The 26,790-nt window shown below is 47.7% G+C and carries 34 protein-coding genes; 26 read left to right on the forward strand and 8 right to left on the reverse strand.

All coding sequences use genetic code 11. The features are described 5' to 3' along the window. The 20 genes from rpsQ (at position 1) to rplQ (ending at position 9,917) form a co-directional block, all read left to right on the forward strand. The gene (gene rpsQ, locus HQ50_RS02675) at positions 1-255 is read left to right on the forward strand and encodes a 30S ribosomal protein S17 (protein WP_004583589.1); all 255 of its coding nucleotides are present in this window, start codon (positions 1-3) and stop codon (positions 253-255) included. A 1-nt stretch (position 256) separates the two neighbouring features. Further along, positions 257-622, forward strand: a complete 366-nt coding sequence (gene rplN / locus HQ50_RS02680) for a 50S ribosomal protein L14 (RefSeq protein WP_004583588.1) — start codon at positions 257-259, stop codon at positions 620-622. A 22-nt stretch (positions 623-644) separates the two neighbouring features. Next, the gene (rplX, locus tag HQ50_RS02685; protein ID WP_004583587.1) at positions 645-965 is read left to right on the forward strand and encodes a 50S ribosomal protein L24; all 321 of its coding nucleotides are present in this window, start codon (positions 645-647) and stop codon (positions 963-965) included. Further along, positions 965-1,525 (forward strand): 50S ribosomal protein L5, encoded by a 561-nt coding sequence (rplE, locus tag HQ50_RS02690; protein WP_004583586.1) that lies wholly within the window; start codon positions 965-967, stop codon positions 1,523-1,525. The genes rplX and rplE overlap by 1 nt, the downstream gene beginning before the upstream one ends. Before the next feature lies 1 nt (position 1,526). After that, complete coding sequence (gene rpsN / locus HQ50_RS02695) at positions 1,527-1,796, forward strand: 30S ribosomal protein S14 (protein WP_004583585.1); 270 nt, start codon at positions 1,527-1,529, stop codon at positions 1,794-1,796. A 50-nt stretch (positions 1,797-1,846) separates the two neighbouring features. Next, positions 1,847-2,242, forward strand: a complete 396-nt coding sequence (rpsH, locus tag HQ50_RS02700) for a 30S ribosomal protein S8 (protein ID WP_010956444.1) — start codon at positions 1,847-1,849, stop codon at positions 2,240-2,242. A gap of 18 nt (positions 2,243-2,260) precedes the next feature. After that, positions 2,261-2,812, forward strand: a complete 552-nt coding sequence (gene rplF / locus HQ50_RS02705) for a 50S ribosomal protein L6 (RefSeq protein ID WP_018964723.1) — start codon at positions 2,261-2,263, stop codon at positions 2,810-2,812. An 18-nt stretch (positions 2,813-2,830) separates the two neighbouring features. Further along, on the forward strand, positions 2,831-3,175 hold the full coding sequence (gene rplR, locus HQ50_RS02710) for a 50S ribosomal protein L18 (RefSeq protein ID WP_018964724.1): 345 nt from the start codon (positions 2,831-2,833) through the stop codon (positions 3,173-3,175). A gap of 5 nt (positions 3,176-3,180) precedes the next feature. Then, positions 3,181-3,699, forward strand: a complete 519-nt coding sequence (rpsE, locus tag HQ50_RS02715; RefSeq protein ID WP_004583581.1) for a 30S ribosomal protein S5 — start codon at positions 3,181-3,183, stop codon at positions 3,697-3,699. A gap of 19 nt (positions 3,700-3,718) precedes the next feature. Beyond that, entirely contained in the window at positions 3,719-3,895 is a 177-nt protein-coding gene (rpmD, locus tag HQ50_RS02720; protein WP_010956442.1) for a 50S ribosomal protein L30, read from the forward strand. Between the two features lie 25 nt (positions 3,896-3,920). Then, positions 3,921-4,367 carry a 50S ribosomal protein L15 gene (rplO, locus tag HQ50_RS02725; protein WP_026292135.1) on the forward strand — a complete coding sequence of 149 codons (447 nt, stop codon included), beginning with the start codon at positions 3,921-3,923 and terminating at the stop codon, positions 4,365-4,367. 4 nt (positions 4,368-4,371) lie between these two features. Then, on the forward strand, positions 4,372-5,712 hold the full coding sequence (secY, locus tag HQ50_RS02730; protein WP_005873886.1) for a preprotein translocase subunit SecY: 1,341 nt from the start codon (positions 4,372-4,374) through the stop codon (positions 5,710-5,712). Further along, a complete protein-coding gene (gene map, locus HQ50_RS02735; RefSeq protein ID WP_039428159.1) occupies positions 5,712-6,497 on the forward strand; it encodes a type I methionyl aminopeptidase in 786 nt (261 codons plus the stop codon). Before secY ends, map begins: the two co-directional genes overlap by 1 nt. Before the next feature lie 2 nt (positions 6,498-6,499). Continuing rightward, the gene (gene infA / locus HQ50_RS02740; protein WP_004583577.1) at positions 6,500-6,718 is read left to right on the forward strand and encodes a translation initiation factor IF-1; all 219 of its coding nucleotides are present in this window, start codon (positions 6,500-6,502) and stop codon (positions 6,716-6,718) included. 16 nt (positions 6,719-6,734) lie between these two features. Further along, a complete protein-coding gene (gene ykgO / locus HQ50_RS10585; protein WP_004583576.1) occupies positions 6,735-6,851 on the forward strand; it encodes a type B 50S ribosomal protein L36 in 117 nt (38 codons plus the stop codon). 32 nt (positions 6,852-6,883) lie between these two features. Next, on the forward strand, positions 6,884-7,264 hold the full coding sequence (gene rpsM, locus HQ50_RS02745; protein WP_004583575.1) for a 30S ribosomal protein S13: 381 nt from the start codon (positions 6,884-6,886) through the stop codon (positions 7,262-7,264). 11 nt (positions 7,265-7,275) lie between these two features. Beyond that, entirely contained in the window at positions 7,276-7,662 is a 387-nt protein-coding gene (gene rpsK, locus HQ50_RS02750) for a 30S ribosomal protein S11 (RefSeq protein WP_018964727.1), read from the forward strand. Positions 7,663-7,821: 159 nt separating this feature from the next. Then, positions 7,822-8,427, forward strand: coding sequence for a 30S ribosomal protein S4 (gene rpsD, locus HQ50_RS02755; protein WP_004583573.1), 606 nt, complete (start codon positions 7,822-7,824; stop codon positions 8,425-8,427). Between the two features lie 12 nt (positions 8,428-8,439). Further along, positions 8,440-9,432, forward strand: a complete 993-nt coding sequence (locus HQ50_RS02760; protein ID WP_039428160.1) for a DNA-directed RNA polymerase subunit alpha — start codon at positions 8,440-8,442, stop codon at positions 9,430-9,432. Between the two features lie 5 nt (positions 9,433-9,437). Then, positions 9,438-9,917, forward strand: coding sequence for a 50S ribosomal protein L17 (gene rplQ, locus HQ50_RS02765; protein ID WP_039423630.1), 480 nt, complete (start codon positions 9,438-9,440; stop codon positions 9,915-9,917). 770 nt (positions 9,918-10,687) lie between these two features. Here the strand turns inward: rplQ and HQ50_RS02770 are convergent. The 4 genes from HQ50_RS02770 to nhaA are packed head-to-tail and all read right to left on the reverse strand — an operon-like array spanning position 10,688 to position 14,282. Continuing rightward, on the reverse strand, positions 10,688-11,095 hold the full coding sequence (locus HQ50_RS02770) for a YraN family protein (protein ID WP_039428161.1): 408 nt from the start codon (positions 11,093-11,095) through the stop codon (positions 10,688-10,690). Next, a complete protein-coding gene (locus HQ50_RS02775; protein WP_039428163.1) occupies positions 11,088-12,056 on the reverse strand; it encodes a GNAT family N-acetyltransferase in 969 nt (322 codons plus the stop codon). The genes HQ50_RS02770 and HQ50_RS02775 overlap by 8 nt, the downstream gene beginning before the upstream one ends. Positions 12,057-12,067: 11 nt before the next feature. Next, positions 12,068-12,895, reverse strand: a complete 828-nt coding sequence (locus HQ50_RS02780; protein WP_039428165.1) for a 1-acyl-sn-glycerol-3-phosphate acyltransferase — start codon at positions 12,893-12,895, stop codon at positions 12,068-12,070. Between the two features lie 28 nt (positions 12,896-12,923). Beyond that, complete coding sequence (gene nhaA, locus HQ50_RS02785) at positions 12,924-14,282, reverse strand: Na+/H+ antiporter NhaA (RefSeq protein WP_039428167.1); 1,359 nt, start codon at positions 14,280-14,282, stop codon at positions 12,924-12,926. Positions 14,283-14,411: 129 nt separating this feature from the next. Between nhaA and cysS the strand changes: the two genes are divergently transcribed. The 4 genes from cysS to HQ50_RS02805 are packed head-to-tail and all read left to right on the forward strand — an operon-like array spanning position 14,412 to position 19,453. Next, complete coding sequence (cysS, locus tag HQ50_RS02790) at positions 14,412-15,884, forward strand: cysteine--tRNA ligase (RefSeq protein WP_039428168.1); 1,473 nt, start codon at positions 14,412-14,414, stop codon at positions 15,882-15,884. A 56-nt stretch (positions 15,885-15,940) separates the two neighbouring features. Beyond that, a complete protein-coding gene (locus tag HQ50_RS02795) occupies positions 15,941-16,960 on the forward strand; it encodes a patatin-like phospholipase family protein (protein WP_039428169.1) in 1,020 nt (339 codons plus the stop codon). Positions 16,961-16,970: 10 nt separating this feature from the next. Continuing rightward, positions 16,971-17,981, forward strand: coding sequence for a glycosyltransferase (locus tag HQ50_RS02800; RefSeq protein ID WP_039428171.1), 1,011 nt, complete (start codon positions 16,971-16,973; stop codon positions 17,979-17,981). A 29-nt stretch (positions 17,982-18,010) separates the two neighbouring features. Continuing rightward, on the forward strand, positions 18,011-19,453 hold the full coding sequence (locus tag HQ50_RS02805; protein WP_039428173.1) for a PGN_1808 family fimbria major subunit: 1,443 nt from the start codon (positions 18,011-18,013) through the stop codon (positions 19,451-19,453). A 29-nt stretch (positions 19,454-19,482) separates the two neighbouring features. On the opposite strand, the gene HQ50_RS02810 is transcribed toward HQ50_RS02805, so the two are convergent. Beyond that, on the reverse strand, positions 19,483-20,070 hold the full coding sequence (locus HQ50_RS02810; RefSeq protein WP_039428174.1) for a sugar O-acetyltransferase: 588 nt from the start codon (positions 20,068-20,070) through the stop codon (positions 19,483-19,485). Positions 20,071-20,103: 33 nt separating this feature from the next. Then, on the reverse strand, positions 20,104-21,321 hold the full coding sequence (locus HQ50_RS02815; RefSeq protein WP_039418774.1) for a pitrilysin family protein: 1,218 nt from the start codon (positions 21,319-21,321) through the stop codon (positions 20,104-20,106). Between the two features lie 199 nt (positions 21,322-21,520). On the opposite strand from HQ50_RS02815, the gene HQ50_RS02820 reads away from it, so the two are divergent. Both HQ50_RS02820 and HQ50_RS02825 read left to right on the forward strand, forming a co-directional pair. After that, on the forward strand, positions 21,521-22,141 hold the full coding sequence (locus HQ50_RS02820; protein WP_080732403.1) for an SIS domain-containing protein: 621 nt from the start codon (positions 21,521-21,523) through the stop codon (positions 22,139-22,141). Between the two features lie 147 nt (positions 22,142-22,288). Next, a complete protein-coding gene (locus HQ50_RS02825; protein ID WP_039428175.1) occupies positions 22,289-24,103 on the forward strand; it encodes a DEAD/DEAH box helicase in 1,815 nt (604 codons plus the stop codon). An 18-nt stretch (positions 24,104-24,121) separates the two neighbouring features. On the opposite strand, the gene HQ50_RS02830 is transcribed toward HQ50_RS02825, so the two are convergent. Both HQ50_RS02830 and HQ50_RS02835 read right to left on the reverse strand, forming a co-directional pair. Next, positions 24,122-25,567 (reverse strand): glycoside hydrolase family 27 protein, encoded by a 1,446-nt coding sequence (locus HQ50_RS02830; protein WP_039428177.1) that lies wholly within the window; start codon positions 25,565-25,567, stop codon positions 24,122-24,124. Then, entirely contained in the window at positions 25,567-26,766 is a 1,200-nt protein-coding gene (locus HQ50_RS02835; protein ID WP_018964505.1) for an L-serine ammonia-lyase, read from the reverse strand. The genes HQ50_RS02830 and HQ50_RS02835 overlap by 1 nt, the downstream gene beginning before the upstream one ends. Positions 26,767-26,790 lie beyond the last annotated feature (24 nt).

Below are 26,790 nucleotides of genomic sequence, written 5' to 3' on the forward strand. Positions count from 1 at the left end.
ATGGAAAGAAATCTTAGAAAAGAACGTGTGGGTGTTGTCTCAAGCAACAAAATGGATAAGACTATCACGGTTGCTGTGAAGTGGAAAGAGAAGCATCCTATATATGGTAAGTTTGTCAATAAGACAAAAAAATACCACGCACATGACGAGAAGAATGAATGCGGTATCGGCGATACGGTACGTATCATGGAAACGCGTCCTCTGAGTCGTACAAAGAGATGGAGACTAACTGAAATAATCGAAAGGGCAAAATAAGATGATACAACAAGAATCAAGACTCGTTGTCGCTGACAATAGCGGAGCAAAAGAAGCTCTCTGTATTCGTGTTTTGGGCGGCACGCGCAGACGTTATGCCTCTGTGGGTGATATCATCGTGGTTTCGGTCAAGAGTGTTATCCCTTCAAGCGACATCAAGAAAGGTGCTGTCTCCAAAGCAGTAATCGTACGAACGAAGAAAGAGGTTCGTCGCCCCGATGGATCGTACATTCGTTTTGACGACAATGCTTGTGTCTTGCTGAATGCAGCCGGTGATATTCGTGGCAGCCGTATCTTCGGACCGGTCGCACGCGAACTGCGTGGAACAAATATGAAAATTGTTTCTCTCGCTCCCGAAGTATTATAACTTTATAATTAAGCAAGCAGAAATGAGTAAATTACATATAAAGAAAGGTGATACCGTCATGGTGATCAGTGGCGAAGACAAGGGCCACTCTGGTCGCGTTTTGGAGGTATTAGTAAAGGAACAGCGTGCGATCGTCGAAGGGCTGAATATGATCAAAAAGCATGCTAAACCTAGTGCCAAGAATCCTCAGGGTGGAATCATATCAAAGGAAGCTCCTATACATATTTCCAACCTGAATGTTGTTGATCCCAAAACAGGAAAGGCAACTCGCATTGGCCGTCGTCTCAATGAGAATGGCAAATTAGTTCGTTACGCTAAAAAATCAGGAGAGGAGATTAAATAATGAGTGCCACTGCCAATCTGAAGAAAGACTATCAGGAAAGAATCGTTCCTGCCCTGATGAAACAATTCGGTTATACGAGCGTGATGCAAGTCCCTGTGTTGAAGAAAATCGTGATCAACCAAGGTCTTGGTATGGCTACTGGTGACAAGAAGATTATCGATGTTGCAGTAAGCGAATTGACGGCTATTACCGGACAGAAAGCTGTGCCGACAGTATCAAAGAAAGACATCTCGAACTTTAAGTTGAGAAAGAAGATGCCAATCGGTGTTATGGTTACTCTGCGTCGCGAGCAAATGTATGAATTCTTGGAGCGTCTGGTGCGCATCGCTTTGCCTCGAATCCGCGACTTTAAGGGTATCGAAAGCAAGCTCGATGGAAGAGGTAACTATACGTTGGGAATCAATGAACAAATCATTTTCCCCGAGATAAATATCGATGCGATTACGAAGATTCTCGGAATGAATATTACCTTTGTGACTTCGGCGCAATCCGATGAAGAAGGTTATGCCCTTCTGAAAGAATTTGGTTTACCGTTCAAGAACGCTAAAAAACAAAATTGATATGGCTAAAGAATCAATGAAAGCCCGCGAGGTGAAGCGTGCCAAGCTTGTGGCGAAATATGCTGCAAAGAGAGCGGCACTCAAGGCTGAAGGAAATTATGAAGCCTTGCAGTTGCTCCCTAAGAATGCTTCTCCTGTTCGTTTGCACAATCGTTGCTCGATGACTGGGCGTCCGAAGGGCTATATGCGCCAATTTGGTATTTCCCGTATTCAATTTCGTGAAATGGCTTCTGCCGGTCTTATCCCCGGCGTAAAAAAAGCGAGTTGGTAAGAGTTTTAAATATTGTCCGGCTTTCCGGATCAATTTAATTGTAATTCAAAATGACAGATCCTATTGCAGATTATTTGACGCGGTTGCGTAATGCAATTATGGCTGGCCATCGTGTGGTAAGTGTGCCGGCGTCAAATATTAAGAAAGAGATCACAAAGATCCTTTTCGACAAAGGGTATATCCTGAACTATAAGTTTGAGGAGAATGACTCTCAAGGCATAATAAAAGTTGCCTTAAAGTATGATTTGGCACATAAAGTAAATGCCATCAAGAAGTTGAAGCGTGTGTCTCGTCCCGGTCTTCGAAAGTATGTGGGCTATCGTGATATGCCCCGCGTATTGAATGGCCTTGGTATTGCTATTGTTTCTACCCCACGAGGAGTGATGACTGATAAAGAAGCTCGTGAGTTGAAAGTTGGGGGAGAAGTATTGTGTTACGTTTATTGATAAAGGAGGTACAGAATTATGTCAAGAATTGGTAAGTTGCCCATCAGCATACCCGCTGGTGTGACGGTATCTCATAAGGAAGAAATCGTAACAGTAAAAGGTCCTAAGGGCGAGTTGTCACAATATGTAGATCCTCGAATCGCTGTTGTGATAGAAGATGGTGTGATCCATTTAGAGCGTAAGACCGATGACCGTATCGAACGCTCTTTGCATGGTCTCTATCGTTCCTTGATTAATAATATGGTGCAGGGTGTTTCTGCCGGTTTTAAGCGTGAACTCGAACTCGTTGGGGTAGGCTATAGGGCTTCTAATCAAGGGCAGCTCCTTGAGCTTTCCTTGGGCTTTACGCATAGCATTTTCATGCAGCTGCCTAAAGAGGTGACAGTTGAAACCAAGAGCGAGAGAAACAAAAACCCTTTGATTATCCTCGAAAGTGCTGACAAGCAGCTTCTCGGTCAAGTGTGTATGAAGATCCGATCGTTCAGAAAACCTGAACCTTACAAGGGTAAGGGTGTCAAGTTTGTCGGTGAGCAAATTCGCAGGAAGTCTGGTAAATCTGCTGGAAAATAATCGTAACTAAGTATTATCATGGTAACGAAAGAACAAAGAAGACAAAAAATAAAGGCTCGTGTACGCGGCAAGATTAGCGGAACAAAGGAAAGACCACGCTTGACTGTTTTCCGCAGCAATAAGCAGATATATGCGCAATTGGTTGATGATATTGCCGGTAGAACTCTTGCTTCTGCATCATCTTTGAAATTAGAGATGACAGGATCTAAAAAGGAAATTGCGGCCAAGGTTGGTGACGAAATAGCGAAAGCAGCCACTGAGGCAGGTATATCCACTGTAGTGTTTGATCGTAACGGCTATCTTTTCCATGGCCGTATTAAGGAATTGGCTGATGCAGCCCGTAAAGGCGGCCTCAAATTTTAATCGATATGGCTATTGTATATAATCGAGTAAAATCGACAAACGATCTGGAATTGAAGGATCGCTTGGTTGCAATCAATCGTGTGACCAAGGTTACAAAAGGTGGGCGCACCTTTACTTTTGCTGCTATTGTTGTCGTAGGTAATGAAGACGGTGTTATCGGCTGGGGCCTTGGAAAAGCCGGTGAAGTCCCTGCCGCTATAGCAAAAGGGGTTGAGGCTGCTAAAAAGAATTTAATCCGGGTTCCGGTGCATAATGGTACAATCCCTCACGAACAAGCTGCTTCTTATGGTGGAGCCAGCGTGTTTTTGAAGCCCGCGACCACTGGTACCGGAGTAAAGGCTGGGGGTGCCATGCGTGCTGTCTTGGATAGCGTTGGCGTTACTGATGTCCTTGCAAAAAGCAAAGGCTCTTCTAATCCTCACAATCTTGTAAAAGCAACGATTCAAGCCCTCGCAGAGATGCGTAGCCCTTTGATGGTTGCTCAGAATCGCGGTATCTCTGTTGAAAAAGTTTTCAAAGGTTAATTGAGGAGGAAGATTAGTGATGGCTAAAATTAAGATACAACAAGTTCGTAGTAGAATTAGGTGTCCTAAGGATCAGAAGAGAACTTTAGATGCCCTTGGATTAAGAAAATTGAATCAAATTGTCGAGCATGAAGCTACTCCCAGTATATTGGGTATGGTTAATAAGGTGAGACACCTGGTTTTGATCGTTGAATGATTAACGCTAAAAACAAGAAGAACATATGAATTTGTCTAGTTTAAAGCCTGCAGAGGGGGCGGTCAAGTCTCGCAAGAGAATTGGTCGTGGTCCGGGTTCAGGCCTGGGAGGAACCTCTACAAGAGGACATAAAGGAGCGAAATCACGTTCTGGCTATTCTAAGAAGATCGGTTTTGAAGGAGGTCAAATGCCTATTCAGCGCCGTTTGCCTAAGTTTGGCTTCAAGAATATAAATCGAGTAGAATACAAGCCAATCAATCTGTCTGTGCTTCAGGCTTTGTCCGAGGCTAACTCTCTAACGAAGATTTCGGTAGAAGACTTGATTGCTGCAGGGTTTGTTTCTCGAAACTCTTTAGTTAAGATATTGGCCAATGGTACAGTGACTACGGCTTTGACAGTAGAAGCTCATGCTTTCTCTAAGACAGCAGAAGAAGCTATTGTAAAAGCAGGAGGATCTGTTGTAAAACTATAAGCTTATGCGTGCGGTAGAAACAATCAAGAATATATGGAAGATTGAGGATTTGCGTCAACGCATTCTCACGACCATATTGTTCGTCGTCGTTTATCGCTTGGGTTCATTTGTAGTGATCCCCGGTATTGACCCCGCATCGTTGTCAGCACTCAAAGACCAGACGGCTGGAGGACTGATGGCTCTCTTGGATATGTTTTCTGGGGGAGCTTTCTCACATGCATCTATTTTTGCCTTGGGCATTATGCCTTATATCTCTGCTTCGATTGTTATGCAGTTGGCAGCGATTGCTGTACCTGCAATGCAAAAATTGCAGCGAGAAGGTGAGAGTGGGCGCATGAAGATCAATCAGTGGACTCGTTATCTGACAGTTGCTATTTTGATTTTACAGTCTCTTACCTATTTGGTGAACTTGCGAGTACAGATGCAGTCTGTAGGAGCATCGATGCCCGGTGGCCTTTGGTTCCAGATAGTTGCAGTTGCTATTCTTACCGGTGGTAGTATGTTTGTCCTGTGGTTAGGAGAGCGTATTACAGACAAGGGTATCGGTAATGGTATTTCGTTGATCATTCTCATTGGTATTATCGCTCGTTTGCCTCATGCTTTTGTGGCTGAGTTTACTTCTCGTACAACGAGTGCTGTTGGTGGTTTGGTCGCTTTCCTTGCAGAGATTGTATTTCTTCTTTTTGTCATAGCAGGTGCAATCCTGTTGGTACAAGGAACGAGAAAGGTGCCTGTGCAATATGCGAAGCGAGTTGTCGGCAACAAGCAGTATGGGGGAGCACGTCAGTATATCCCCTTGAAGGTAAATGCTGCCAATGTGATGCCTATCATCTTTGCTCAGGCACTGATGTTCATTCCGATCTCTATTTTGGGATTCGCCAATGTTGATCAGTCTTCGGGATTCCTGAGTGCTATGTCTAACAACACAAGTGTTTGGTATAATCTTGTATTTGCTATTTTGATCATTCTCTTTACGTATTTCTATACGGCGATTACGATCAATCCTAAGCAGATGGCCGATGACCTGAAGAGGAACAACGGCTTTATTCCCGGTATTAAGCCTGGAAAACAAACAAAAGATTATATTGACGCGATAATGGACAGAATAACCCTTCCTGGAGCATTGTTTTTGGCGATAGTTGCCATCCTGCCTGCTTTTGCGGAGATGTTCGGTGTTAGTTCGGCTTTTGCACAGTTCTTCGGAGGAACTTCTCTACTGATTTTGGTGGGAGTTGTTTTGGATACCTTGCAGCAGATCGAGAGCCATCTCTTGATGAGACATTATGATGGCTTGTTGAAGAGTGGACGTATCAAAGGTAGAGTTGGCTCTGTTTCCGCGTATTGATGATTTACCTAAAGACGGATGAAGAAATCGCGTTGATGCGCGAAGCAAATCAGTTGGTTGGAAAGACTCTGGCCGAAGTTGCAAAAAATATTCGGCCGGGTGTTTCAACCTTGGTGCTTGATAAGGTCGCAGAGGAATTTATTCGTGACCATGGGGCTGAGCCGGCTTTCCTTGGTTATGGAGGTTTCCCTAATAGTATTTGCGTATCGGTCAATGAGAATGTGGTTCATGGTATCCCTTCTGCTAAAGCTATCCTCGAAGAAGGTGATATTGTATCAGTCGACTGCGGTACTTTCCTGAATGGATTTACGGGAGATTCTGCCTATACGTTTGCTGTAGGAGAAGTTGCCCCGGAAGTATTCCAACTATTGAAAACGACGAAGGAGTCGTTGTACGAAGGGATTGCTGTTGCCATAGAAGGCCATCGAGTAGGAGATATTGGCAGTGTAGTACAGAAGTATTGCGAAAGCCGTGGATACTCTGTTGTTCGCGAATTGGTCGGGCATGGAATAGGTCGGGAGATGCATGAATCACCTGAGGTGCCGAACTATGGTCGGCCAGGTACCGGCCCTTTGTTGAAAAACGGGATGTGTATCTGTATTGAGCCCATGATCAATCTTGGAAGTAAGAATGTAGTTACTGAAAAGGATGGTTGGACTATACGTACAAAAGATCGCAAACCATCAGCCCACTTCGAGCATTGTATTGCAATTCAGGGAGGGAGGGCACAGATCCTCTCCTCTTTCGATTTTATTCAAGACGTTTTAGGTGATAAAGAATTTTAGATATGTCTAAGCAGACAGCGATAGAGCAAGACGGAGTGATATTGGAAGCACTTTCGAATGCTATGTTCAAGGTTGAACTACAGAATGGTCATGTCATTACGGCTCATATCTCCGGAAAGATGAGGATGCATTATATCAAGATTCTGCCGGGGGATAAAGTCAAAGTCGAGATGTCTCCTTATGATTTGACAAAGGGGCGTATTTCTTTTAGGTACAAATAAATTAAAACCCAAGATAATGAAAGTAAGAGCATCAGTAAAGAAGCGTACTCCCGAATGCAAGATTGTCAGGAGAAAAGGACGCTTATATGTAATCAATAAGAAGAATCCCAAATACAAGCAGCGTCAGGGATAATTGTTTAATTAGCTACAAAAAACAAGCATAATATGGCAATAAGAATAGTTGGCGTTGACTTGCCACAAAACAAAAGAGGTTTTATCGCTTTGACTTATATCTATGGTATTGGTCGCAGTAGTGCTATTACCATTTTGGATAAAGCCGGAGTGGACCGTGATATCAAGGTTAAAGATTGGTCGGATGACCAAGCTGCGGCCATTCGTGATGTTATCGGTGCCGGATATAAAGTAGAGGGAGATTTGCGTTCAGAGGTGCAGTTGAATATCAAGCGCCTCATGGATATTGGCTGCTATCGTGGTATTCGCCATCGTATCGGCCTACCCCTGCGTGGTCAGAGCACAAAGAACAATGCCCGTACACGTAAGGGTAAGAAGAAGACTGTTGCTAATAAGAAGAAAGCTACTAAATAATAAAGATTGATATGGCAAAGAAAGCAGTCGCAAAAAAGAAAGTTGTGAGGGTAGAAGCAGTTGGGCAGGCCCATATCCATTCTTCCTTTAACAACATTATTATTTCCTTAGCGAACAACGAAGGTCAGGTTATCAGCTGGTCTTCAGCTGGTAAGATGGGATTCCGTTCTTCAAAGAAGAATACTCCCTATGCAGCCCAAATGGCAGCTCAGGATTGTGCCAAAGTGGCATATGATATGGGCTTGCGCAAGGTAACGGTTTACGTTAAGGGTCCGGGTAATGGTCGTGAATCGGCTATTAGAACAATTCATGGAGCGGGAATCGAGGTTATGGAGATTATTGATGTAACGCCTATGCCTCATAACGGTTGTCGTCCTCCTAAAAAGAGAAGAGTTTAAGAGAGAATATCTTCTAACATTTCGGATGTTTTATTTTGTGGAATCCGAATTCTTTCGGTGTATGGATTGCCTATAAACTATCAATCTCTCACATAGCAATCGCGGCTGTACCGGAAGCATTCTGTTCATAGAAAAGCATCTGACACAAAACAAATAATAATGGCAAGATATACAGGCCCTAAATCCAAGATCGCGCGTAAGTTTGGCGATCCTATCTTTGGTGCAGATAAAGTTCTTTCCAAGAAGAATTATCCTCCAGGTCAGCATGGCAATAACCGTCGTCGCAAGACGAGCGAGTATGGCCTCCAGCTTCGTGAAAAGCAAAAAGCGAAATATACTTATGGTGTATTGGAGAAGCAATTCCGTCATTTGTTCCATCGTGCACAGCGTGCAAAGGGTGTAACGGGTGAGTTGCTTATTCAGTTCTTGGAAGCTCGTTTGGATAATGTGGTATTCCGTTTGGGGATTGCCCCGACACGCTCTGCTGCACGCCAATTGGTTTCCCACCGTCACATTACGGTAGATGGCAGTGTTGTCAACATTCCTTCTTATTCTGTTAAGCCCGGTCAGGTGATCGGCGTTCGTGAGCGTTCTAAGTCCTTAGAGGTTATTGCTGATGCTTTGACAGGTTTCAATCACAGCAAATATCCTTGGATGGAGTGGGATCAGTCTTCATTGTCCGGCAAGCTGCTGCATATGCCGGATCGTACGGACATCCCTGAAAATATTAAAGAACAGCTGATCGTTGAATTGTATTCGAAATAATCCATAGATCACATGGCAATATTAGCATTTCAGAAACCCGAAAATGTATTGATGATGGAGACATCGGACTCGATCGCCAAGTTTGAGTTCAAACCTTTGGAGCCCGGTTATGGCATTACCATTGGCAATGCGCTTCGTCGAATACTCTTGTCTTCGCTTGAAGGTTTTGCGATTACTGCAATCAAGATCGAAGGTGTAGAGCATGAATTTGCTACTATTCCGGGTGTATTGGAGGACGTTACTAATATTATCCTGAATCTCAAACAGGTTCGTTTTAAGCAGATTGTTTCTAATGCCGATGTAGAGAAAGCTACAATTGTTATCTCTAATTCGGAGGTGTTCCGTGCCGGTGATTTGAATGCACAGCTTTCAAACTTTGAAGTATTGAATTCGAATCTTGCCATTTGTCACCTCGATAGATCGGCTACGCTTACTATGGAGTTTTCCATAAATAAGGGGCGTGGCTATGTATCGGCAGAGGAGAATCGCGCAGAGCATAATGAGCTTTCCACGATAGCGATCGACTCGATCTATACGCCTATCCGGAATGTCAAGTATGCGGTAGAGAATTTCCGCGTAGAGCAGAAGACTGACTACGAAAAGCTCCTGATGGAAGTGACCACAGATGGCTCGATCCGTCCTGTAGATGCTCTTCGTGAAGCCGCTCAAATCTTGATATCCCACTTCTCTCTCTTTGCAGAGAATAAGATAGCGATAGAGTATGTGGATATAGCCGATACTGATGAGTTCGATGAAGACTCTCTGCACATGCGTCAGCTATTGAAGTCCAAGCTTTCAGGTCTCGACTTGTCAGTTCGTGCTCTCAATTGTCTGAATGCAGCCGGGGTAGATACATTGGGCGATTTGGTGAGTCTGTCGAAGGGCGATCTGATGAAGATTCGCAACTTCGGAAAGAAGTCTTTGACAGAGCTTGACCAACTGCTGGTTGCACTGAATTTGTCATTTGGGATGGATATCAGTAAGTATAAATTAGATAAAGACTAAGAACGATGAGACATAATAAGAAATTCAATCACTTGGGCCGTAAGGCTGCTCACCGTAAAGCGATGCTGTCCAATATGGCTGCTTCGTTGATCCTGCACAAGCGCATTTTTACAACGGTAGCCAAGGCTAAGGCCTTGCGTATCTATGTGGAGCCTTTGCTGACAAAAACAAAGGAAGACACAACGCACTCTCGCCGAATCGCGTTCTCTTACTTGCAGAATAAATATGCATTGAAGGAACTCTTCGGAGATGTTGCTGCCAAGATTGCAGATCGTCCCGGTGGGTATACTCGTATCTTGAAGACCGGTTATCGTCTGGGAGATAACGCTGCCATGTGTTTTATTGAGCTCGTTGACTACAATGAAAACATGCTGGGCGAAGCAACGAAAAAGGCTACTAAAACGCGCCGTTCTCGTAAGCGTAAAAGTGCAGATGCCACGGAAGCAGCTCCTGCAGTAGAAACTCCTCAAGCAGCAGAAGAATAAGTAGCTGCCTCGGATATAAATACCTTTAGGGCGAGCTAGAACAGGTGTTCTGGCTCGCCCTCTTTTTATGTCCGAAAAATGCAAACTATTTGTGCCCTTAAGGGCAAGGTGCGCAACAACAACGGTCAATCACAACGTGGATTTTTGAACTTAGTACCAGAAGAGATCAATCCGAAATCTTAAACATTCTATTCCTGCACTTTTTGCCCTCCCTTTCGAAGGGCTTTGCCTTGGCTGTTTCATCAAACTTGGAGAAATCATTTCGAAGCAAAAAACATAAACTACATTTGCTCTCATAAAGTAGCGTTTGTTTGTGCGTATCTTGTTGATAGTCATATACTAAGTCACAAAGATATTCTGCCTTTTCAAGTGTAACCCCACAATCCTAGGGTATTAACTTAGTTAGGAAAGATATTAATTGCAGTTTTCTTGCCTCGAACTGACGTAAATTATTCATTATCGAATGGATAAAGCAGAAAATGAGTTCTCTATCTCGCGTAGAGAAAAGGAACTTGCTCGAGTGCAACTCTATGAAATACAGAATTTGGGTTTTTAATCCGTCAGCCAGAACAATTTGGGGGCTTCAGTCAAAGAAGGCTGGTGAGAAATAATCTAATTAGTCATCCCTTAAATAGATCTTTAATCTCTGATATTCGCAAACTAATTTGCTGAATATCAGAGATTAAAAAGAATTTTAAGGGACGACTATGTATGCAGGGGTATAGCCCCCCTTATCTTCAGAGAACGGGAATCGACGAAGCCGGTCGGGGCTATAATCTGCGTCTTCGAGGTGTACCCCTCTGTGATCGTTTCAGCAGAAGAGGGAAGGCGTTTTCTCTATGCTCGATGCGTTTGCAGGAGCCATCCGCATTCAGGATTACGGATATAACGTCGAAGCGTACGGGCAGATCGATGGCATACATACGTACATAGTGATGTGCAGACTCGGAAATCAGTCGCCTTTTGCGCATATCTACAGCCTCTTCGGGGGCCAGTAGAAAACCTTCGGTACGGGTCTTTACTTCCACTACGACCAATTCTCTGGAAGTGGATGCCACTATATCCAGCTCTCGCCTGCCGGATTGCCAGTTGAGAGCCTCTATCCGATAACCTTGCTGCCTGAGATGCTTCAGGGCTATCTCTTCGCCGTGATGTCCGCGGTCATTGTGGTCAGCCATTGGTATTGTCGTGGCCTTCCTTTTCGTTCCGGCTGAGGATAAAGCTTTCTATATGTCTTTGTTTTTTCTCTTCGAGTATCTTGCCCACAGCAATGAATATGCCGGTTTCCTCCACGTCGCCGAAAGCCTCGTTTACTGCAGTGCCGAAAACGCGCATTTCCGGAGACAAAGCTATATATGCACTCACGAGCGGAGGGATATTGATTCCCAGTTTGCGCACTTCTATATTGAGTGTCTTGTAATTGGCACTAAAGTCGGAGGAAGAGAACAAGGCTTCGTCCTCTGGGCTGATCTCTATCGGTAGGGGATGAATAGGCTTGACCAAGCCTTCCGGATCGGAGAAGTGCTTGTGAAGGAAATACAGGATCAGATTGCGAGCTCGCCGATCATAGTCTTTGTACATGGTCACCTTGCCATAGAAATAGAGTGCCTCAGGATTGACTACGGTGAGTGCTCCGATACCGTCCCATAGATTGTCCAGCACAAAAATGGCCTTTGTACCCATCCGTGTCGATTGGTACTGGAGCGACACGAACGAACGTCCCAATTCGACTGTGTAGGGGAGATAATCGCGCAAAAAGGCATCACTGAAGCGAAACATCTCTGCCGTTGCCAGCAAAGGCTTGCCATCGGTATCGAAAGCAACGTCCCGCCCATAGATAAAGCGGTAGCCTCCGAGTATGGCCTTGTTTTGCGGGTCCCATACGATCAGCTGTTTGTAGCCCCCGGGCATGGTGTCGAACTCGTCTATATCGATTGCCTTGTCCGTTCCTCCACCATAATGCCGAAAGGCTTCTTCACGCAGTCGGCCTACTTCTTTCATACAGTGCGGAGCTTCTTCGGCCGTGAAAACATAGATTTCATTGCCGGCTTTGTTCGTCGTCCGCAGAAAACGATCGGCAGTCAGCTCCTGCTCGAGCAATTCGGGTGAGATCGGAGCAATAATGGGTTCGAGGCACATGGGTTTAATGGTTATTTCTTTGAGGCCGACGGGCTGAGGTCATACGCCAGTGAACGGATATGAAGTGCCTGCTCAGCGGTATCTCGGGGGTCAGACGCAAGAGTTTGCCATGGAATAGGTCGGCCTGCGAATACACGAAAACGACGTCCTTTGCTCCGAAACATTTCGTCCGGCAGCAAAGCCATCCCGATATTGAATTTAAGGCCAAGGAGCTGACGGAAACGCTCTATCCGGTAGAAACGCTTCGAATTAAGTCCTTCGAAAAAGAGTGGGACTATATCCCGTTTGTAGGCGTAGGCCTGACGGACAAAGCTCTTCTTCCACGGGGTATCCTGAACTTTACCATCGATCAGACGGGAACAAAAGCCTGCCGGAAAAGTTATTACGGGCAGATCGCTCTCGAAAGCTTCCTGGAGCCGATCTATACTCTCTCGCTTCTGTCTGCCACGGGTATTGACGGGGACGAAAATCTGGCGGAGTGGTCGAAGATGAAAGAGAAGATCATTGACGATATAACGTACATCCGAACAGTAGTGACTACCGATCAGATGACTGAGACAGATACCGTCCAGCCCTCCCAAGGGATGATTGGAAACAAAAAGACACCGTTTGTCGGCCGGCAGTCTGTCTGCTCTATTCCAACCTATATCGACGTGAAAATACCCGACCAAAGCAGTCATAAAGTCCACACCCTCAAGGTGTCCGTACCGGTCGAGTATATCGTTGATCTCGTCCTGATGTATCAGGCACTCGAGCAAACGGATAAGTGGCTGCGGGAGTTTCCTGCCACTCAGCCGTTGGACAATCTCTCCGATATGAATATGCTGCTTCTCTTGCATGGGAAGAGGCGATCCTTTCAAATACCTCTCAGCTCTTTTGCGCCTTGGCGTTTTCCAGACTCAGCTCATATCGCAAGGTAAAGATACCGACCACAGCAGCGAGAATCGAAGCGGCGAAAATGCCGAGCTTAGCTTCATTGAGGAAGTGCATATGCTCAGGCGTTGTGTAAGAAAGAGTAGCGATAAAGAGCGAAACGGTGAAGCCGATGCCCCCGAACAAGGAGACGGCCATCAGGTTGATACGGCTCATTCCTTCGGGCCAAGGGCAGAACTTCATCTTGACAAAGCCATAGGAGAAAAAGTAGATACCCAGAGGTTTTCCAACAAACAATCCCAAGAATACGGCCATCGGCACACCCCATAAGGCATCGGCAGTGACTCCTCCAAGTGTGATGCCGGCATTGGCAAAGGCGAAAAGTGGCAGCACGAAGTAGCCTACTATCGGGCTGAGATACTCCTCCATGAGCTGCATGGGACTGATGGCCTTACGTGCTGTCTTGCGCATGGAGTTGATTACGTTGATTTGGTTATGGCTCAAGATCAAAGAGGTACCCGCTTGTCGAATCTTGTCATTAGGCATCACCTCGAACAGGGAACGCATCTCGGCACGAAGATTCTTGGCATGCAATCCGGGACGAGCCGGAATCATGAAAGCCGCCAGCACACCGGCTATCGTGGTATGGATACCGCTTTGGAGGAAAAAGAGCCAAACAAAGAAGGTGCAAACGAAATAAAGCCCCAAGTTGCTGACATGCATACGCCCCATCAGGTACATGAGCAACAGAATACCAAAAGCAATAACCAGCATCCCTATATTGATATGGGAGCTATAGAAGACTGCAATTATAATGATACCACCTATATCATCCGCAACGGCCAGGGCTGTCAGGAAGACCTTCAGACTCGGCGGTACCCGACTACCCAAAGCTGCCAAAGCCGCCAAGGCAAAAGCTATATCCGTAGCCATAGGGATGGCAGCACCTCTTGCCCCGGGGCCTTCGTGAACGACCATTAGGAATACTAGAATAGGAACAATCATCCCCCCAACGGCCCCTACAATGGGGAGCATGGCTTTTTTGAAAGAAGATAATTCGCCGACCAGTATCTCCTGTTTGATTTCCAGTCCGACGGCAAGGAAGAAAACCACCATCAGCACATCATTGACAAACTGGAGCAACGTCATGGTCTCCCCATGATGAGAGAAGATCTGATGTTTCCCCACGGTCAGGTTGATGGGGTATTCCAGGATTTCATAATAGATAGAACTCAACGAACTATTGGCCATGATGACTGCCAGCACGGAAGCCAAGAAGAGCATCATCGTAGCATTCGGCTTCAGGTGAGTAATTCGTTCAATAGGTTTGATAAAGCGAAAAGTCTGTTTCATATCTTTTTCGATCTAAAAGAAAGACTCAATTAATGATTTGAGCTAATCTGATTTACAGATGCTATTACGCAAAGTTAATTAAAAACTGTACTACCTTTGTAATATATGCATGCTTAACCCACGATTATAATGGAACATCCTTTGGAAATTTATAATACGCTCCATCGCCAGAAAGAGCGCTTCGAACCTATTCATGCACCTCATGTCGGCCTCTATGTGTGTGGTCCTACGGTCTACGGAGATGCCCACTTGGGACATGCCCGTCCGGCTATCACATTCGATCTCCTATACCGCTATCTCCAGCATTTGGGCTATAAGGTACGGTACGTGCGGAATATAACCGATGTAGGCCACCTGGAACACGATGCAGACGAAGGAGAAGACAAAATCGCCAAGAAGGCGCGCCTCGAACAGCTTGAGCCGATGGAAGTAGTGCAGTACTACCTCACGCGTTATCGCCATGCCATGGAAGCTCTCAATGTGTTGCCTCCGAGTATAGAACCGATGGCTTCGGGTCATATCATCGAACAGATCGAACTGGTCAAGCAGATCCTGCAAGCGGGATATGCCTACGAAAGCAGCGGTTCGGTCTATTTCGATGTGGAAAAATACAATCGGGATCATCGCTACGGAGTACTGAGCGGTCGGAACATAGAGGAAATGATCAATAATACTCGCAAGCTCGACGGGCAGGACGAAAAGCGAAACGGAGTGGACTTCGCCCTTTGGAAGGCGGCACAGCCGGAGCACATCATGCGCTGGCCGAGCCCTTGGGGCTCCGGATTTCCCGGGTGGCACTGCGAATGTACCGCTATGGGACGCAAGTATCTGGGTGAAGAATTCGACATACACGGCGGAGGGATGGACCTCGTTTTTCCCCATCACGAATGCGAGATAGCACAGGCAGTTGCCTCACAAGGGCACCCTATCGTACGCTATTGGATGCACAACAACATGATTACCATCAACGGGCAGAAAATGGGTAAAAGCCTGGGCAACTTCATCACACTCGAAGAGTTTTTCTCCGGATCGCATCCGAGTCTTCACAAGGCTTATGCACCCATGACCATACGCTTCTTTATTCTCGGTGCCCACTATCGAGGCACTGTAGACTTCAGCAATGAGGCTCTGGAAGCGGCAGAGAAGGGTTTGGAACGCTTGCTGGATGCAGCAGCCTTGCTCGATGGATTGAAGACTGCCGACACGACCTCCGTGGAGGTGAGCGACCTGCGTAAGCGTTGCTACGATGCCATGAACGATGATCTGAACAGTCCGATGGTAATAGCAGCCCTCTTCGATGCTGCACGTGCAATCAATGCTGTGCACAATGGACAAGGCACCATTACTTCTTCCGACTTGGAGGAACTGCGTACAACATTCCGTCTCTTCCTCTTCGACCTGCTCGGTATGCGCGATGAAAGGGCGTCTTCTGCCGGCGGCAGCGAAGCTTTCGGCAAAGCGATGGATTTGCTCCTAAGTATCCGAGCCGAAGCCAAAGCTCGTAAGGATTGGGCGACAAGCGATAAGATCCGCGACGAACTCACGGCTCTTGGATTTACGATAAAAGATACGAAAGACGGTGCAGAGTGGAAATTGAATTGACCTGCTATCGATAATCCAGTCTAACCCGTTCTTTCCGTAACCTAAATTATTATCCTATGGCTTATTTTTTTAAGAATTTGGTATTCGAAGGGGGCGGAGTGAAAGGCATCGCCTATATCGGTGCACTCGAAGTGTTGCAGGAAGAAAAGATTTTCCCTAAGATCAAACGAGTAGCCGGCACATCGGCCGGTGCCATCATGGCTGTACTCATCGGACTGGGTTATACGCCGGGTGAGGTGAAAGAGATAATGTGGTGTCTCAATTTCAAGAACTTCATGGACGATTCATGGGGTATCATTCAGGATACGAAACGGTTGATAGAGAAGTTCGGTTGGTACAAGGGTGATTTCTTCCGCAACTGGATTGGCGATCTGATCAAGGCCAAAACGGGCAACAGCGAATCCACTTTTGCAGATCTGGCTGCGATGAAAGGAGAAAAGAAATTTCTCGACATTTCTCTCATCGGCACCAATCTTTCTACAGGTTTCTCAGAGATCTTTTCGGCAGAACATACTCCTCGCATCTGTATAGCCGATGCGGCACGTATCTCCATGTCCATTCCACTGTTTTTCGCTGCTAAGCGCAACTTCCGAAACGATGTGTATGTGGACGGCGGTATGCTGAACAACTATCCCGTCAAGGTGTTCGATCGTACCAAGTATGTAACCAAGAACTTTACTCGAACGGACTACTATGAACCTATCAATAGGAAGCTGGAGGAACGCCCCAGGAAGATTGCCGATTACGTATACAACAAGGAGACACTGGGCTTCCGACTCGACAGCAAAGAGAAGATAGCCTTCTTCAGGGACAATGCTGAACCTCCTCATCGAGACATCGACAGCTTCTTCGACTATACCGTGTCGCTATTCGGCTCCCTGCTCTCTGCTCAGGACGATGTACACCTGCACAGTGACGACTGGCAACGCACTATTTACATCGATACGCTGGGAGTAAAGACTACGGATTTTGCCATCAGCGATGCTCAGAAGAAAGCTTTGCTGGAATCCGGCCGCTCTTATACTCAATCATATCTGGAGTGGTACAATAACAGCGAAGAAAAAGCCAACAAATAAATCGGCAGGAATGGATACGACCCCTACAGCCTTCTCTATTATTATCCCCGTTTATAATCGTCCCGACGAAGTACGGGAGCTACTGGAGAGCCTGCTTATACAAACGAATAGCGACTTCGAAGTGATCATCGTCGAAGACGGTTCGTCAGTGTGCTGTGACAAAGAAGTGGATCGTTTCAGAGATCTTCTCCGAATGCAGTATGTAAGAGTGCCTAATGGAGGACCGGCTTCTGCGCGCAACATTGGTGCACGAATGGCAGTGGGGGAATATCTGCTGATATTGGATTCCGATGTAGTATTGCCAAGCGGCTATATAGCCGCAGTAAAAAAAGGAATCGAGCAGACGCAAGTAGATGCTTTCGGTGGCCCTGATGCAGCTGCAGAAGGGTTCTCACCCGTACAGAAAGCCATTAACTATGCGATGACCTCTTTCTTCACCACCGGAGGTATTCGTGGAGGAAGTGGAGTACGACTGGACAAATTCTATCCTCGCAGCTTCAATTTGGGCTGCAAACGCTCGGTCTATCAGCAACTCGGTGGTTTTTCGGAAGAGATGCGCTTCGGTGAGGACATCGATTTCAGTCTGCGTCTTTTCAAGGCCGGATACAAGGTATGCCTGTTTCCGGAAGCCTTTGTATTCCACAAACGGAGGATCGACTTCAAGAAGTTCTTCCGTCAGGTGTACAACTCCGGTATTGCGCGTATCCATTTGCAGAGACGCCATCCCGGGAGTATGAAACCCGTGCACATGCTGCCGGCCCTCTTTACGCTGGGCTGTGCAATACTGGTGATCGGCCTGTTCTTTTGTCCATGGTCATTGCTTCCTTTGTTGCTTTTGGCACTGCTGTTCTTGCTGGATGCCTGGCATACCAATCGCTCCCTACGCATAGCCATTCTTGCCGTACCGGCCTCTTTCGTGCAGCTATGGGGATATGGTAGCGGATTTCTGATTGCTTGCTGGAGATGCTATTTATTGGGACACCGAGAGTTCAGAGCCTTCGACAAAACTTTTTACGACTAATCCTCTCTTTTAATATCAATTTTAACCCAATGCTTACGAAATTAAAATCACTACTACTTGGCTGCTCTTTGGCATGTATTGGATTTTCTTGCTCCAATCATCCGTTACTGACGAATGCCGATGATGTCGAACAACCGCTGGATTCAGGTTATATCTCATTGGATTTGCGATCCAATCTGCATCTCTCCCGAGAGGGCGGTACACATGATCCGCTTCGGTCTATTCGTCGCATTACCTTCTTGTTCTTTCATGAGACTGATTCAAAACTATTGCTAAGTCGAACCGTTGAGCCGACAAGTGACCTCTCTTTCGATCTCAAAATTCCCAAACAGAACTATCGTCTGGCAGTCTTGGTCAATAGTGGTACTTCCTATGCAGCTATTATTCCGGAAATACTATCAGCTACAACAGCCATTCAAGCTACGAATCAGACGCTTTTGGAGTCGTTCGTCGCTTATGAGAGCGGTAACGTTACATCCGGGGCAGAACATTCCGTTACCATGGCCAACGATCAGGGGTTAATCAAATTGCTGTCTACTCAGATTGTGGACAAAAAGAGCCAACTTTCGGAGGTATCGCGATTGTCCGTAAAAGTGGAACCGTGTCTGGCACGTGTATTGGTAGTAGGAAAACCGACAATATCGGGCGGAGAGTACACCGGCGATTTGTCCCGCTATGTCATCGATGTAGTACCACAAAGGATATATCCCTTGCGCCATTTGGCCAAACTTTCGACCGGTGCCGATGAAGAGTATGGAGATAATTCGCCTCTTGCTGACCGTTATGCCTCAAGCTGGGCAGAGGAATCGATAGCCGCCGGTATAGCATACAACAACATCTATGGGTATGCCAAGGCAGAAATGTTTGACAATCCTGTGGCAGCAGCTAAGATGCAGGAGAAAAAGGCGGACTTCAATCTGAATCAAGCAGCGATCTACACAAAAGAATCGACCGTAGGCCCTAAAAACTACTTTACAGCTTACGTGCCGAGAGTAGTCTTGCGTGCAAAATACGTTCCTAATGGTATCCCAGGCGTGAAGCCGGATGAAGGCTGGATTGAATTTCAGGGCAGAAAGATGAGTCTGGAACAGTTCAAAAAATATGTGGACAACCCGGCTTCTGCCGGTACGGCCCTGGCCGACAGCATCAAGAAGGCGAAAGCTGACGATTCACTGGTATATACGGGTGGGTTCGTCAGTCATGGAATACAGTTCTATTACAAATCGCAGAACTATTATGTCATCCCCATTCGCCATTTCGATGACGAGAAAGCTCCTAACAAAGATTCCTACGGGCGTTTCGGCCTCGTACGAAACAATGAGTATGTCCTCTCTGTAAAGTCCATTACAGGAGCCGGTTCGCCGATTGTACCGCCTGTTTCGACTACCGAAGCTGTCGAAAAGGATGGTTATCTACCTACATCCATCACCGTCAATCAGACAACCGGGCACGAACAGGATGTAGATCTGTAAGGAGGATCCGAGAAAACGAGCAACTCTCCTTACCTCCTTTCCGAGCCGATAGCCTTCAGCGAGCGGGTCTGTCTTATCACACGGCATGGATTGCCATAGGCCAGCATACCTGCCGGAATATCGTGCGTGACCACACTTCCCGCTCCTATGACGGCTCCGTCTCCTATGCTTACACCCGGCAGGATGCAGGCATGGGCACCTATCCATACATCATTACCGATCTCTATGGGAAAGGCTGACTCCAAGCCTTCGCGACGAGAGTCTATATCCATCGGATGTGTGGCCGTATAGATACCCACATTAGGGCCTATCAGCACATGGTTACCGATCGTTACACGGGTGCAGTCGAGAATGACGAGATTCATATTGGCAAAACAGTCGTCGCCTATACTGATATTATAGCCGTAGTCGCAGAAAAAAGGACTAAGGATAAGGGTCCGCTGCCCGAGATGGGCGAAGAGATCGCTCAAGATAGCCTTTCGCTCCGATAAATTCGAAGGAGACATTCCGTTGAAGAGGAATAGCTGCTCTTTGCAGTGCAGCAATTCGGCTTTCATCTCAGGATCAGAACCGGGATTATAGAGTAGGCCAAGGGCTGCTTTTTCTTTTTCTGTCATGGTTGGGGATGCGACGGGGCAGTCAAGCCCGGATTAGCAGTAGATCAGCGTAAGCATACTATCAGGATCCAGCACTTCGGCCGCAATCTCACGGAGCCGATCAGAGGTAATGGCATCGATACGATGGAAGATAACCGAAAGGGGATCGTATTTGCCATAGAGAAGCATACTCTTGCCCAGTGAAAGGAATGTGGACTCCTTATTGTCAGCGGACACGATGAGCTGCCCTTTGAACTGTCGCTTGGCGGATTCAAGCTCTATCGGAGAAAGAGGGTGTTCGATCAAATAGCGCAATTCTTTTCTGACAAGCTCCATGGCTGCTTCCGCATGCCGGGGAGCACAGCCGAGGTAGATATTGAAGATTCCCGTATCGGAATAGGGAGTGTAATTGCTCTCTACGTTATAGACATAGCCATGCTCTTCACGCAGTGAGAGATTGAGTCGGGAGTTCATACCCGGCCCTCCGAGGATATTATTAAGCAGACTTAGCGGAATGCGTCTGTCGTCGTGGAGCGAATAGGCCGGACCGCCCATGAGGATGTGATGCTGGTAGGTATCCTTGTGCCGTCTGATGGTACGCGGCAGAAAACCGTCCCTGAGGGTATGGAGAGGAGTGCCATCGGTATTATGGATGGAGACTTTCTCTGCCGGACTAAGAGGCAAATCGGACAAGTCTGCTTCTCCGGCCAGGAAGAAGATCATATTGTCCGGCCGGTAGTGGCGACGGAGGAAGTTACGACCTATTTGTCCCGTGATGCGTGATACAGAAGCCTCTGTGCCGAGAATGTTATGTCCGAGAGGATGATGGCGGAAAAGGATATTCTCGAATTCGTCGAATATGAGTTCAGAGGGATTGTCACGATAAGAATTGATTTCGTCGATAATAACGGTTTTCTCTTTGGTCAATTCTTCTTCCGGGAATCGGCTATGCCGTACAATATCGAAAAGGAGATTGGTGGCACGGTTGAAGTGCGCTTTCGGAAAGATGCAGTACACATAGGTGGATTCTTTCTCGGTGAAAGCATTAAGCTCGGCACCGACCTCTTCCATGCGACGAATGATCTGAAGGCTATTGCGCAGGCTGGTGCCTTTGAAAAGCATGTGTTCTGTCAGATGAGCCAATCCATGGTGCCGCGAACTTTCGTGGCGTGTGCCGACGGCTATGGCAAAGCCGGCATAAGTAACTTCGCCGGCATGCGGTTTATGTACCACATGCAAACCGCTCGGCAGCGTGTATAGTTGATAATCCATTTATAAATTCGGAATATCTGTTACATAGTGCCCTTCCGGCTATCATGCTTTCTGGGCTTTTCTCAATGTTTTAGCTTAATTGCATTTTGCTTAGCCACCCTTCCATTTCCAAATCGAATAAGATTTAGGGCAAAGAAAGTGCCGTAAAAGCATAATATGCAAAATTAAATAAATACTTTTGCAGCGCAATTTATTGAGCATGAAGGCAGAAATACACAATCGAACCATCTCCGAAATACTGGCACATGAAGCCGAAGCCATCCGTACCATCCCTGCAGACAACGACTATAAGGCGGCTATCGACCTCATTGTTCGGCAGGTGCATGGCTCTAACGGTCGGCTGATTACTTCGGGTATGGGCAAGGCCGGACAGATTGCTGCCAACATAGCCACGACTTTCAGTTCCACCGGTACCCCCGCATACTTCCTTCATCCGAGCGAAGCCCAGCATGGCGATTTGGGTTTGGTGCGCAGCGGTGATATTATGCTTCTGATCAGCAATTCGGGGCGAACGCGCGAAGTACTGGAGTTGGTAGAACTGACCAAACGTTTGGTTCCCGATACGAAATTCATCCTCATTACAGGTAACCCCGAGAGCCGGCTTGCGGCAGAGGTGGATGTATGCCTGGCCACCGGTAATCCGGCCGAAGTATGTCCTTTGGGAATGACTCCGACTACCAGTACGACGGTGATGACGGTGATCGGCGATGTCCTGGTCGTAGGTACGATGCAGGAGATCGGTTTCGGTTTCGAGGATTACGCACGTCGCCATCATGGCGGTTATCTTGGCGACAGAAGTCGCGAAATATGTGGGCGATAGACTATCGGCCACACATTATTCAATCCATTTCTTTCCTTTTTCGGAATTATTAGGACGGAAAGGTCCCTCGGAAGGTTATGCACAGAAAGAGAGTTGTTGGTGTGCAATGCCGGCCGTCGGCCATACTAACATCTCACTCAAAACAGAATGAAAACATTTGAAGAATTAGGCATTGCCAAACCGTTTTTGAAGGCAATTGCCGAATTGGGCTTCGAACAGCCCATGCCTGTGCAGGAAGAAGTAATACCTTATCTCCTTGGAGAGGACATTGACCTGATCGCTTTGGCACAGACCGGCACAGGCAAGACTGCCGCTTTCGGCCTTCCTCTGCTCCAGAAGATAGATTTGTCGGGAGGACGACCGCAGGCTTTGGTACTCTGCCCGACTCGCGAACTGTGCCTCCAGATCGCTGACGACTTGAACAGCTATTCCAAGTATTTGTCCGATGTGCATATCCTGCCCGTTTACGGAGGTACGCCTATCGATGCTCAGGTCAGAGCCTTGCGCCGTGGTGTGCAAATCGTCGTGGCAACGCCCGGCCGTCTCCTCGACCTGATGCGCCGCGAGGCCGTCAGTCTGTCGGAAATTCATACAGTGGTCTTGGATGAAGCGGATGAAATGCTCAATATGGGCTTTGCAGAAGATCTGGAGCAAATCCTCGCAGATATTCCATCCGAACGCCATCTGTTGCTGTTTTCGGCTACGATGCCCAAAGAGATCTCCAAGATCGCAGCTTCGTACATGAAGAATCCGAAGGAAATCGTCATTGGCAATAAGAATGAGGGCAATGCCAATATCAAGCATCTGTATTATATGGTATCGGCACGTCACAAATATCTCGCGCTAAAGCGAATTGCCGACTACTATCCCAATATCTATGGCATTGTATTCTGCCGCACTCGCAAGGAAACGCAGGAGATCGCCGATCAACTGATTCAGGACGGTTATAATGCAGATTCTCTTCATGGCGATCTCAGTCAGGCTCAGCGCGACTATGTGATGCAGAAGTTTCGCGTCCGCAATCTCCAACTGCTCGTTGCCACCGATGTGGCTGCCCGCGGATTGGATGTGAACGACCTGACCCATGTGATTCACTTTGGCCTTCCCGATGATGTAGAGAGCTACACCCATCGTAGCGGTCGTACGGCCCGTGCAGGAAAAACAGGTCTTTCGATCGCCATCTGCCACGTCAAGGAGAAAGGCAAAATCAAGAATATAGAGCGCACGATGCAGAAGCAGATCGAACGTGCACGCATCCCTTCCGGAGCGGAGATATGCGAAAAGCAGCTGTTCAATCTGGCTGACCGTATAGAACGTGTAGATATAGAGAACACGGCGGCTATCGACTCTGTCCTGAACGAAGTAAACAAGAAGCTCGAATGGATCGAGAAAGACGAATTGATTCGTCGGGTAATGGCGTTGGAGTTCAATCGTATGCTCGACTATTACCGACGTGCCGAAGATGTGGAAGAGGTGACCGAGAGGAAAAAAGACGAGGCTTCGGCAGATCGCAAAAACCGAAAACGAGGTGCCGGCGAAGCAGAAGAAGGTATGACTCGTCTGTTCATCAACTTTGGAAAGATGGATCAAATGTTTCCCAACCGACTGATCGAGCTGATCAACCGTTGTATCCCGGGGCGTGTCAATATCGGACGGATCGACCTGATGCCCCGATTCGCTTTCTTCGATGTAGACGAGTTCGAAGCCAAGAATGTAGTAGAAACCCTCAATCGGTACGAAGTGGATGGTCGCCGCATCCATGTAGAGTATGCGGATGCCAAGAAAGACTATGCCGGAGGGAAAAAAGGCGGAGAAAAGAACTTTTCCGCTCGTCGCAAAGATTTCGACGGGCGACGTAGCGAAAATCCCACTTCACGCAAAAACAAAGGACGCAAAGAGAAACCGACGGAAGGACGTTTCTACGACAAATTCGACACCAAGCAGCGCAAGCGTCGGAAGTAAAAAACCGGCGCTGAGCTGCTATTCGAAAATAAACAGTCGGGCTGCGTGTGGCGGCAGAACAATTCGTTCCAAGTCGCTCGGCGACACATAAACAGCTTGCGATACGTCCCACGCAGATGATGAGTCGGGGCGCGAAGCGATGCTCGTTGTCGTCGGGTTTTCTTCTGCATTCACAACCAAGACAGCGGTTCCTTTCGTCAGCTGACGCGTCCACAGGTGTGTACCGTCAGCGCGACGTTCCTCCTCGATATTACGAAAAGAAGCATCCTGATCAATAGCGATCAGATCGGGATGCGTCAGCAGTGCTACCGCCTCAGCCGATAGGGAACGCGGATCGGCTGCAAAGACCAGCGGAGCACGCATCATCGCCCACATTTGCATTTGCGCATGGTACTCTTCCGCCGTACAGCCGTTGGAGGGGCTTCCTATCAATAGCAGATCCGGATCGGAGATCGCGCGGCCACGATTGGCATGCTGGGCGTAGCGCAAATTGATCATCGCTGCATCCCAAATACCATTGTCCCGCTTAGAATATCGACCGGCTTTCCACTTGTCTTGAATATCGAAAGAGGTACGCCAGCTACCGGCTCGCACCGTTATACCCCATGACCAAGGCATCAGCTCTCCCCACTCGCATACGGAGAAGAAAGGAGGGCGTTCCGTTGCTGCAAGTGCACGCCCCATGGCACCATAGCGTTGCTGTGCAACGATGGATATAGGAGGTGAGCAGCAGTAGTCGTACTTGATAAAATCCACACCCCACTCGGAGAATGTGGCGGCATCTATCGCCTCTTTCTCAAAGCTGCCGCTCAAACCATGAACGTTAAGAGGAGATGCATTGGAGGAAAGGCCGAGCCGCATACCCCGATGATGCAGTTCATCGGCCAAATGCTTCATTCCTTGGGGAAAACGTGAAGGATCCGCCTTTATTCTCCCCTCGCTGTCGCGCACGGACGTCTGCCAATGGCTTTCTATGATGATATGGTTATATCCGGCGGCAACCAGTCCTTTGCTTTGCATAGCATCGGCCACCTCCAGAATGGTCTGTTCATTTATTTCTTTCTCTTTCAGCAAACGTGTACTCCAGCCCATAACCGGAGCCAATCCATTATACCGGCTTACTTCCACCTGCCAAATGCAACTGTCGGCTCCCGATTCGTTGGCTGCCGATATTTCAAATTCGAATACGACACGAGAAGAAGCCTTGCCGCGGATAATTCCTTCGTGGGAATCGAATGTAAATCCTTCGGGCAAACGCTTGATAGCCCAATGCGTGGGGCGCGATCCCAGATAGGGTATCTTGAAAGTCCATTCCCGATCCATAGGCCAGATAGATCGTGCGGGCAAGAGAATACGCGGACTGCCCTCTGTCGGACTCAGCGCATAGAGGGAGGGAAATACGAGGAAGAGAACCAGAAGAAAGCCGGTCAGTTTTCCGAACAGAAAGAAATCGCACCTTTTCATCAGCAGTGTACTATGGCCAATCCGCCCTGAGAGGTTTCCTTATACAGACTCGGCAAATCCTTGCCCGTCTGACGCATCACTTCCACGACCTGATCGAATGAAATACGGTGTCTGCCGTCGCTGAAGTTGGCATAGGTATTGGCATCCAAAGCTCGTGCTGCCGCAAAGGCGTTTCGCTCGATACAAGGCACCTGCACCAATCCGCACACAGGGTCGCAGGTCAGTCCGAGGTGATGCTCCAAAGCCATCTCTGCAGCATATTCGATTTGGGACAGAGTACCCCCGAATAGCTGGCTGCTGGCTGCTGCTCCCATGGCACAGGCTACGCCCACTTCACCCTGACAGCCGACTTCGGCTCCCGAAATAGAAGCATTGGTGCGTACCACATTGGCAAAAAGGCCGGCCGTAGCCAGTGCACGCAATATACGTTTGTCGCTGAACTCACGAGTCTGTTGGAGGTGGTGGAGTACCGCCGGCACAACGCCGCACGACCCGCATGTAGGAGCCGTCACGATCTTTCCCCCCGATGCATTCTGTTCGCTCACGGCCAAAGCATAGGCATATACATTGCCTCGGCTTCGTACACCCGGCGAATACCCTTGCGCACGAATCAGATAGCTGGCGGCCTTCCGGCGAACGCCCAGTCCGCCCGGCAGCACCCCCTCGGCATCAAGCCCCTCCTGGATGGCGTTTCGCATTACCGACCAGACCTCAGCCAAATAGTCCCATATATCGGGGTCTTCGTTTTCTTCCACATACTCCCAAAAGCTTAGGCCGCGTCTGTTCAGTTCGTCGAGAATATCTGTCATCTTGCTGAGCGGATACACCTCGCGGCCTCGCTGTTCGTTGAAGTGTTCGTTGGCCAAGACTCCGCCGCCGATACTATAGATGAGCCAGTCGTCGAGCTGCTTACCCTCTTTGTCGAAGCTCTCGAAGAGCATGCCGTTGGGGTGAAAACTTTGGAAGATCTCCGGTTTCCAAACGATCTCGGTCGGAGCCTGCGCTTCCAAGACGGCAAGGATAGCTGCATCCGTGAGGTGTCCTTTGCCTGTGGCAGCAAGGCTGCCGTATAGCGTAACGCGGAAAGAGGTCGCCTCGGGGTTCCGATAGAGAAACATCTCGGCAGCCCGACGCGGGCCGATCGTGTGGCTACTGCTCGGGCCGTAGCCGATGCGATATATTTGGGTTATCGATTCCATTGTATTTGTATTGTACTATGCTTC

It is taken from the genome of Porphyromonas sp. COT-052 OH4946 (assembly GCF_000765965.1).
In the GTDB taxonomy this organism is placed as follows: Bacteria; Bacteroidota; Bacteroidia; order Bacteroidales; family Porphyromonadaceae; genus Porphyromonas; species Porphyromonas gulae.